Source organism: Methylobacterium aquaticum, from assembly GCF_001043915.1.
Taxonomy (GTDB): Bacteria; Pseudomonadota; Alphaproteobacteria; order Rhizobiales; family Beijerinckiaceae; genus Methylobacterium; species Methylobacterium aquaticum.
Genome location: NZ_LABX01000268.1, coordinates 1 through 1,529, shown reverse-complemented (window position 1 = coordinate 1,529; position 1,529 = coordinate 1). Strand labels below are relative to the sequence as shown.

General features: G+C 73.1%; 1 protein-coding gene. It reads right to left on the bottom strand.

The window, feature by feature from the left end; translation table 11 throughout:
* A partial coding sequence (locus VP06_RS37430) for a calcium-binding protein (RefSeq protein WP_048467196.1) occupies positions 1-1,529 on the bottom strand: 1,529 nt, incomplete at both ends.

Genomic DNA, 1,529 nt, shown 5'->3' with positions numbered 1-1,529 from the left:
CACGACGTTGTCGCCCTCGCCGGCCGCGATCACGTCGTCCCCGCCGAGGGCGGCGTCGAGCGTCGCGACGTCCGTCACCACCCCGGCGGCGTCGAAATGTACGACCCCGTCATCGCCCAGGATGAGATCGGATCCCGCTCCGGTCGTCACGGCGTCGCCGCCGATCCCGCCCAGGACGACCGCGTCGCCGCCCGCGATCACGATCGTGTCGCTGCCGCCCACGGTCGGATCGGTGCTGCTCACCTCCGCCCGGATCCCCGCCGCAAAGCGCACCATGCCGGCGTCGCCCAGCACCACGCTGGCGCCCTGGCCAAGCGTGACGCCGTCATTGCCGACCCCGCCGATCACCACCTTGTCGCCATTGCCGCCGGTGATGCGGTCGTCGCCCCCGACCTGCGGGTCGAGGCTCGCCACCACCGACCGCACGCCCGCCGAGACGATCACCTGACCATCGTCGCCGAGCACCAGATCGCTCCCGGTCCCGACCTCGATCGCGTCGCCGTCGACACCGCCGATGACGATGTTGTCGCCGTCGCCCGCCGCCAGGCTGTCGGCCCCGCCCGCATCCGGATCGGTGCTGGCGACCTGGCTGCGCACACCGTCCGTGAACACCACGAAGCCGTTGTCGCCAAGCACCACGTCGGCCCCCGCCCCCGCCGTGACCGTGTCGGCACCGAAGCCGCCGATCACCAGGTTGTCGCCCTCTCCCGCCGCGAGGCGATCGTCGCCGCCGAGCGTCGGATCAGTCGTGGCGATCCGCACCAGGCGACCGCCCGCGACGCTCACCTCGCCCGCATCGCCCAGGATCACGTCCGCACCCGAGCCTGCCGTGACCGTGTCCGAGCTGGCGCCGCCCACCACGATGTTGTCGCCCTCGCCGGCCGCGATCACGTCGTCCCCGCCGAGGGCGGCGTCGAGCGTCGCGACGTCCGTCACCACTCCGGCGGCGTCGAAATGCACGACCCCGTCATCGCCCAGGATGAGATCCGATCCCGCTCCGGTCGTCACGGCATCGCCGCCGATCCCACCGAGGACGACTGCGTCGCCGCCCGCGATCACGATCGTGTCGCCGCCGCCCACGGTCGGATCGGTGCTGCTCACCTCCGCCCGGATCCCCGCCGCAAAGCGCACCATGCCGGCGTCGCCCAGCACCACGCTGGCGCCCTGGCCAAGCGTGACGCCGTCATTGCCGGCCCCGCCGATCACCACCTTGTCGCCGTTGCCGCCGGTGATGCGGTCGTCGCCCCCGACCTGCGGGTCGAGGCTCGCCACCACCGACCGCACGCCCGCCGAGACGATCACCTGGCCGTCGTCGCCGAGCACCAGGTCGCTCCCGGTCCCGAGCGTGATCGTGTCGCCGCCGACACCGCCGATGACGATGTTGTCGCCGTCGCCCGCCGCCAGGCTGTCGCCCGCGCCCGCATCCGGATCGGTGCTGGCGACCTGGCTGCGCACACCGTCCGTGAACACCACGAAGCCGTTGTCGCCGATCACCACGTCGGCCCCCACCCCCGCCGTGACCGTGTCGG